We start from the raw sequence: 7,001 nt of genomic DNA, 5'->3' as shown, positions 1-7,001 counted from the left end.
CCTTCTGGGCTTGTGCAATCGGCGTCCGCCGGGCCGCCACAGCATCGACAAGCGCCGACACGCCTGGATCCTTCGCCCAATCCTTCGCGGTCGCCGGAAGCTCCGGCCCATTCCAGATCTGGCCAAGCGAGAGCTGTGGCACCTTACGCTGCATGCAGGGCCAGTCGGGATCGGTGTTTGCCGCGGCGGCGCCCTCCATCGACGCAAGCGTGGTGACCAGAACCAGAGTGTGAACAAGTCTCATTCGCGCCATCAGGCGTTTCCTCCCATGTCCTGTTTGCGGATCACCAAACCGCGCGAAGGGTCGTATGCGATGATGGCGCCGCCCAGGAACAGCAGCGTGCAGCCGGCGACGACGCCCAGCGACAGCCATTCGATCTGCCCGTAGAAGGCAAAACGGATCAGTTCGACGGCATAGGTGAACGGGTTGCAGAGGCAGATCTTGTAGAGCAGGGGGCTCGCCTCCTGGATGCGCCACAAGGGATACAGCGCCGGAGACGCGAAATAGCCGGGAAAGATGACGAAGTTCATGATGCCGGCGAAGTTTTCAAGCTGCTTGATCAGCGAAGACAAGAGCATGCCGAGCGCGCAAAGCATCATGCCCGACAGGAACAGTGCCGGCAGAACATAGAGATAGCCGAGTGGCGGCGCTTTGACGCCCCACAACCAGGCAACGATCAGGAACGCGTAGACCTGCACGATCGATACGGCCACACCGGCCAGCATCTTCGACACCAGCAGGAACCAGCGCGGAAACGGGCTGACCAGCAGGATGCGCATGTTGCCCATCTCGCGGTCGTAGACCATCGACAGTGAAGACTGCATGCCGGAAAACAGCAGGATCATGCCGCAAAGGCCCGGCGTGATATAGACCTCGTAGAGCACATAGGTCTTGTAGGGCGGGATGATCGACACGCCAAGCACCTGGCGAAAGCCGGCCGCGAAGATGAACAGCCAGACCAGCGGCCGGACCAGCGAGGAAATGAAGCGTTCGCGCTGGTGCAGGAAGCGCAGGCACTCGCGCAGGACGACGCCTTTCAGGCAAATGAGATAGTGGCGCAGGCCGAATGGCTCGGACCGCACCGGCATGATGCCGGCGACCTTTCCGGGCATCGAAGGGGCGCTCATGGCGACGTCTCCGTCATGCCCGCCGCATCGACGCGGCTGAGCTTCGAAAAGGTTTCGCGAATCGAACTTCCGCCGTTCGCACGGATCACATCCGACACCTTGCCGCTGGCGACCAGGTCACCCCGCCGCAGTATGATGACATGGTCGGCGTCTTCGACTTCGTCGATCAGATGCGTGGCCCAGAGCACGCCGATGCCCTCTGCTTGGACGAGCTTGCGGATGGTGGCGAGGATGCCCGCGCGAGATTCGATATCCAGGCCGACGGTCGCCTCGTCAAGCAGGAGCAGGGAAGGTCGGTGCAGCAGCGCCCTGGCGATTTCGATGCGCCGCATCTGACCGCCGGAGAGGCTGCGTGCCTTGTCATGCTGGCGGCCCTGCATGTCGACCGTTTCCAGCAGCGCGGCAATGCGCTGGCGAGCTTCGCGTCCGCCAATGCCATGCAACGAGGCATGGTAGGAGAGATTCTGGTAGACGCTGAGGTCGAGATCGAGCGTGCGTGCCTGGAACACGATGCCGACCCGCCTGAGTGCTTCGCCGGACGCGCGGCGAATGTCATGGCTGAAGATGCGGATCGATCCGTGACGCGTGTCGTAGAGGTGGCTTATCAGTGAGAACAGCGTCGTCTTGCCGGCCCCGTTGAGGCCGAGCAGAACGGTGAAAGTCGCCGGCGCGATCGAGAAGGAGACGTCGTTGAGCGCCCGCTTCTGGCCATAGGAATGGCTGACGGCTCGGACATCGAGCGCCGCCACCTCGTCTCCCGGTCCGCTTGTCCTCATATGCTGCATACCGGATCGCTCCTTCAGGACGCGTTGGCCTATTGGCGCCCCTGATCGCCTTTTGTCTTACTTGATCGTAATCTTGCCCTTCAGTCCCTTGTCGGCAAGGTCGGGAACCGACCAGGTATATTCGCCCGGGCGAACGGTATGGAACTGCACCTGGATCGTTCCCGCGTCGTCGAATTCCAGCCAGGCCGGTCCGCCGTCCATATGCACTTCCAAATCGTTGATGACGATCTGGTCCATCCAGACATTGCGGAAGAGATCGGTCACGAACTTGTACTCGAAACCGCCCTTGGACGTGATCTTCCAGCGATAGCCCTGGCCGGCGATCAGCTCGAAGTCCTTCTGATTGACCGCATAGGTGGAATCGGCCGAACCGATAATCAATTCCGGCAGGTTCTTGCTGGCACGCGACGGTTTTGACGTCGCATCGTCGGCGTTTGCTACGATCGGAGCAAGGACAAATCCGGCGAGCGCGGCGAAGAAAAACCTACGGCAAAGTTTCATGTCTTGAGCCTCCCGATGATCAATGTCTGCTATTTGGGCGAAATGACCACACCCCAGGGCTGCTGGCCCACAGTGAGCGATTGGACCGGCTCGTCGGTGGCCGTGTCGATGAAGGTGATATCGTTGGAATTGCCATTCGTGGTGATCAGCGTTTTCTGGTCGGGCGTGAAGGCCAGATGCCAGACGCGCTGGCCGACGAGGATGTATTTTTCCACCTCATAAGTGTCGGTATTGATCACCGCGACATGGTTCGCCGGGCCGAGCGCGACATAGGCTTTCTTGCCATCGGCGCTGATGGCGATGCCTACCGGCTGGATGGTTTCGGCCCGCAGTCCCTGAATCGCGAACTGGATCTTCTTCACCACTTCGCGTTTGGCGTTGTCGATGACGCTGACGGTGCCGCCGACCTCGGCGCTGACCCAGACCTGCGAGCCGTCGGGCTTGAATTCGGCGAAGCGAGGGCGCGTGTCGACCAGCACATTGTCCGTCACCTCATGCGTGCCGGTGTCGATGAAATGCGCCATGCTGGTGGTTTCCGAGGTGTTGACCATGGTCTTGCCGTCGGGGCTGACACCCATGCCTTCCGGCTCCACGCCGACTGGTATCTCGGCCAGGACCTGCTTGCTTTCGACGTCGATGGCGGTGACGAGATTGTCGTCCTCATTGGCGACATAAAGCGTCTTGCCGTCGGGCGAGAGGACGAACAATTCGGGATCGGGGCCGGATGGCAGCGTACCGACGATTTCAAGTGTCGCGGTGTCGATGATTTGGATCGTGTCGTCATCGCTGGCGCATAGATAGACGAATTTGCCGTCATGCGAGATGGTGATGCCGCGAGGTCTCTGGCCGACTTCGACGGTCTTCACCACCTGCATCGTCGCCGTGTCGACGACGGTCATCGTGTTGTCCTTCTCGTTGGACACGTAAGCCGTATAGGCCGATGCCGGGCTGGCCGTGAAGCCGGCCGCGAGAATGGCGAATGCGCAAGCTCGTTTCTGCACGCAAATTCCTCCCGATTGACTCTACTTGAGAGCGCACTTCGTTTCCGGCTGATCGACACCGAGAGTGTCGAGTTCGGAGACCTGGTGAAGATAGCCCTCCTGTGGCGATGTCGAGACGACCGACTTGGTGTCGCCAAGCAAGATCGGCTGGCGAAGCTGGAGGTTCCATTTGCGGAAGGTCAGCTTCTGCCCCTTGAAAGCAGCAACCGAAAAATCGTCAGAGCGTATATAGTCGCTGATCTTTTTCGCATCGTCGCCCTTGGTGCGCGTGGTGGCCTCGCCGACCGCACGCACCGCGGTCCAGGCCGACATGTCTTTGGAGAGCATCCGCCGGCTCGTCGTCTTCAGGAAGCGGCTCTGCATCTGGATGCCGCCCCATTGTTCGCTGGCGGGATGCCATGACGATGCAACCAGACCGGCCGTGCCGGCGACCAGCCGCGGCGTCCAGGTGCGGTAGGGCACGTAGGTGCCGAAAACCTCGCTTTCGTCGGCGACAAGCACCACGTCATGCTCCGGCACGTCTTGCGTGAACACGGAAATCTGCTGCTGTATCTGCGTGGCGCCGGTGTCGGTGCGCCTGGCTGTGCCGGTATCCTTGAATTCCTTCTCGGCGACGATCTGGCCGCCGAAGCGGGTTGCCGCGCGGCGCAGCGCATCGGCGTAGAGATGATCCTGCTCATGCGATCCATAGAGCAGCACCCAATTCGGCCACTTCTTCACCATGAGATACTGCGCCAGCGCGTCGGCCAGCATGCTGCGCGTCGGCGCGATATGGAAAACGTTGATGCGGCAGTCCTCCTCGCGAAGGCTGTCGTCGGTGGCGCCGACGTTGAAGATCAGCACGCCTTTGTCGCGGGCGATGTCGGCGATCGACAGCAATTGTTTGGCTGAAAGATCGGCGACCACATAGCGGTCGCCCTTGGCGATCATGCCTTCGAATGCCTGAACCGCGTCGCCGTCGGGCTTGACCTCGGTCACGTCGAGGCTGAATTTCTGGTTGGTGAACTTTCCCGTCGTGTTGTTGTCGCCGATCGCCACCTCGGCGCCGGCGACACCTTCGTCACGTGGCGGCAGGTCGAGCATGGAAAGCGTCAATTGCGGTGCGTAGGCCCGCAAATAGCCTATCTTGATTTCAGTTATCTTTTTTTCCGGCTTCGCCACCGTTTCCTGGCCTGTCGCGTCGGAAACGTTGACGGTCAGGGAAAAAAAGCACAAAAAGGCAGCGAGAGTGCCTGGCACCGCGCTCGTCATCGATAGTAATTACCCATTCTTGCGCAGAGGTTCGACGGTTGCCGGACCCGCGCCAAGTCAAGGTGCCCATGATCAACTTAGCCGACCCGCAAAATTTATCAAACCCTATAGGACGACTTTTCGCGCCTGCCAGAACGGTGCGGAAGGTCGCCAGCATCGATTCGCATGGCAACACCGGCGAGACGTGGCGCAGGGGGATCGACCGCCTCTATAAAAGCGTCTTGTCCTCCAAACTGGAGAAACTGTTCAAATGACCAGAATGCTGGCAAGCGTCACCGGCATCGAAGAGGCGGAGATCGCTCTTTCTGGAGGTGTCGATATCGTCGACCTGAAGGACCCGAAGGCGGGAGCCCTGGGCGCGGTGTCCATGGAAACTATGCTCCGAACGATCTCTTTCATCGCGGGTCGGGCTCCGGTCAGCGCTGTCTGCGGCGACCTGCCGATGGAACCCGAAACGATCCGCATCAAGGCCGAAGAGATCGCGGCGACCGGCGTCGACTATGTGAAGATCGGATTTTTTCCTTCGGCAAATATCTCTGCCTGCGCACAGGCGCTTGAACCGCTCGCCGCACGAACGAAGCTGATTGCCGTGCTGTTTGCCGATCTGGCGCCGGACTTCGAGCTTCTGCCGATGTTCGCCAGGCATCGCTTCCACGGCGTGATGGTTGATACCGCGCAAAAGGGGAAGGGCCGGCTGCTCGATCATCTGCCGCCGGAGCGTATTCCGGGATTCGTCGATCGAACGAAATCGCTCGGTCTGATGGTCGGCCTGAGTGGATCGCTGGAAGCTCCGGATATTCCGCGCCTATTGCCTTTCGCTCCCGATTTTCTCGGCTTTCGGGGGGCGCTGTGTGGCCATTCCGGTCGCACGAGTTCGATCAGCGCCGAGGCGGTCTCGCAGATTCGCGAGTTGATCCCAGCGGAATCCGGGACCGGCGATCAATCGAGTATCGACTATCGCCTGTTGGCAGCGAGAGGCTATTCGCCGGACACCGACCCGACACTGGGCACGGACAGGATTTTTGTGCGGGATTTTGTTCTGCCGGTCCAGATCGGTGCCTACAGCTTCGAGCATGGCCATACTCAAAAAGTGCGCTTTGATGTGATCGCCGATGTGCTGCAAATCACCGACCATCCCGAGGACATGCGCCATGTGTTCTCCTACGACATCATCATGGACGGCATTCGCACCATCGTCGCGCGGGGCCATATCCAGCTCAGCGAGGCTTTGGCCGAGCAGGTGGCAGCGCACGTGCTGGAGAACCAGCGTGTCGTGCGCGTCACGGTTAGGGTGGAAAAGCTCGAGCTCGGCCCTGGCGGCGTCGGCGTTGAGATCGAACGCAAGCGCCAATCGGCGGGACGCGGTGCTGCCTCCGGCATTGCTGGCCGAAAAGACCGAAGCGTTGTTTTCCGGCCGCGCCAGGAGCGCCCCGAAATGCTTCGACGGGCCATCGTCAAGCTTGGCGGCAGCACGGCCCATGCGGCGGAGATGAAGAGCTGGATCGCAGCGCTGGCGGGTTCCAGGCTGCCGATCGTCATCGTGCCCGGCGGCGGGCTCTTTGCCGACCATGTGCGCGAGACGCAGACCAGCATGGAGTTTTCCGACACCGCCGCTCATGCCATGGCGATCCTGGCCATGGAGCAGTTCGGCCATGTCATCCTCGACCGGGACGAAAGGCTGGCGCCGGCACGGTCGCTGGACGAGATCGGGCGAGTGTTGGAGGCGGGGAAGGTTCCGGTGTGGCTGCCGTCGTCACTGGCACTGCCGGCGCTGGATGTTCCGGCCTCCTGGGACATTACCTCCGATTCTCTGGCCGCCTGGCTTGCCGGCAAGCTTGGCGCAAACGCGCTGTTGCTTGTCAAGCAGACCGGTGCATTCTTCGACAGCGATACCGCTGACAGCCTGAGGGCCCGAGGCATTGTCGACCCAGGCTTTGCCGCCATGCTGCCCGACGGCATCGATTTCCATCTCGCCGGTCCGAAGGATGCTGCCGGGGCCAGCGCGATGCTCGCGTCGGGCAAGCTGCCCGGCATCCGGATAGTGGCTTCAACAGGGTCGTCGGCAAAGAAGGCGGGATAGCCGATGGTGAAGCTGCATGTGCCGCGCTGGGCGTGGGTTTTGACGGGTTCCGGGCATTTTTTTACGGAGAGCTTCGCACTTGTTCGCCAGCTCGAACATTGCGATGTCTTCGTGTCTAAGGCCGCCAACGAAGTGCTGCGCATGTACAAGCTTAAACTTGATTTCCCGGAGACGACGCGCGTGCTGCACGACAAGACCGCAAGCGCGATCCCGGTCGGCGAATTCTACCACGGTGTCTATCACACGGTCGTGGTG

At 61.0% G+C, this 7,001-nt stretch carries 6 protein-coding genes and 2 pseudogenes; 2 read left to right on the top strand and 6 right to left on the bottom strand.

Translation table 11 applies throughout. The features are described 5' to 3' along the window. The 6 genes and pseudogenes from ENZ74_RS16220 to ENZ74_RS16195 all read right to left on the bottom strand — a co-directional run. Nucleotides 1–253: pseudogene (locus tag ENZ74_RS16220) on the bottom strand (hypothetical protein); the annotation flags it as partial. Then, entirely contained in the window at nt 253–1,089 is an 837-nt protein-coding gene (locus ENZ74_RS16215) for an ABC transporter permease (RefSeq protein WP_050580490.1), read from the bottom strand. The pseudogene ENZ74_RS16220 and the gene ENZ74_RS16215, both read right to left, overlap by 1 nt. A 35-nt stretch (nt 1,090–1,124) precedes the next feature. Then, the gene (locus tag ENZ74_RS16210; RefSeq protein WP_063167850.1) at nt 1,125–1,913 is read right to left on the bottom strand and encodes an ATP-binding cassette domain-containing protein; all 789 of its coding nucleotides are present in this window, start codon (nt 1,911–1,913) and stop codon (nt 1,125–1,127) included. Nucleotides 1,914–1,970: 57 nt separating this feature from the next. Further along, entirely contained in the window at nt 1,971–2,414 is a 444-nt protein-coding gene (locus tag ENZ74_RS16205) for a hypothetical protein (RefSeq protein WP_013532046.1), read from the bottom strand. Nucleotides 2,415–2,443: 29 nt separating this feature from the next. Continuing rightward, nucleotides 2,444–3,415, bottom strand: a complete 972-nt coding sequence (locus ENZ74_RS16200; RefSeq protein ID WP_013532045.1) for a YVTN family beta-propeller repeat protein — start codon at nt 3,413–3,415, stop codon at nt 2,444–2,446. 21 nt (nt 3,416–3,436) lie between these two features. Then, nucleotides 3,437–4,666: an ABC transporter substrate-binding protein gene (locus tag ENZ74_RS16195; protein ID WP_063167851.1), complete on the bottom strand. Its 1,230-nt coding sequence runs from the start codon at nt 4,664–4,666 to the stop codon at nt 3,437–3,439. 250 nt (nt 4,667–4,916) lie between these two features. Here ENZ74_RS16195 and ENZ74_RS35140 point away from each other — a divergent pair, with 250 nt between their 5' ends. Further along, nucleotides 4,917–6,746, top strand: coding sequence for a (5-formylfuran-3-yl)methyl phosphate synthase (locus ENZ74_RS35140; RefSeq protein WP_082826446.1), 1,830 nt, complete (start codon nt 4,917–4,919; stop codon nt 6,744–6,746). Between the two features lie 3 nt (nt 6,747–6,749). Next, a pseudogene (locus ENZ74_RS16180) lies at nt 6,750–7,001 on the top strand (flavoprotein); the annotation flags it as partial.

Origin of the sequence: Mesorhizobium sp. M7A.F.Ca.CA.002.15.2.1 (assembly GCF_003998715.1) — a bacterium.
In the GTDB taxonomy this organism is placed as follows: domain Bacteria; phylum Pseudomonadota; class Alphaproteobacteria; order Rhizobiales; family Rhizobiaceae; genus Mesorhizobium; species Mesorhizobium ciceri.
This window is presented reverse-complemented; position numbering and strand designations above follow the sequence as displayed.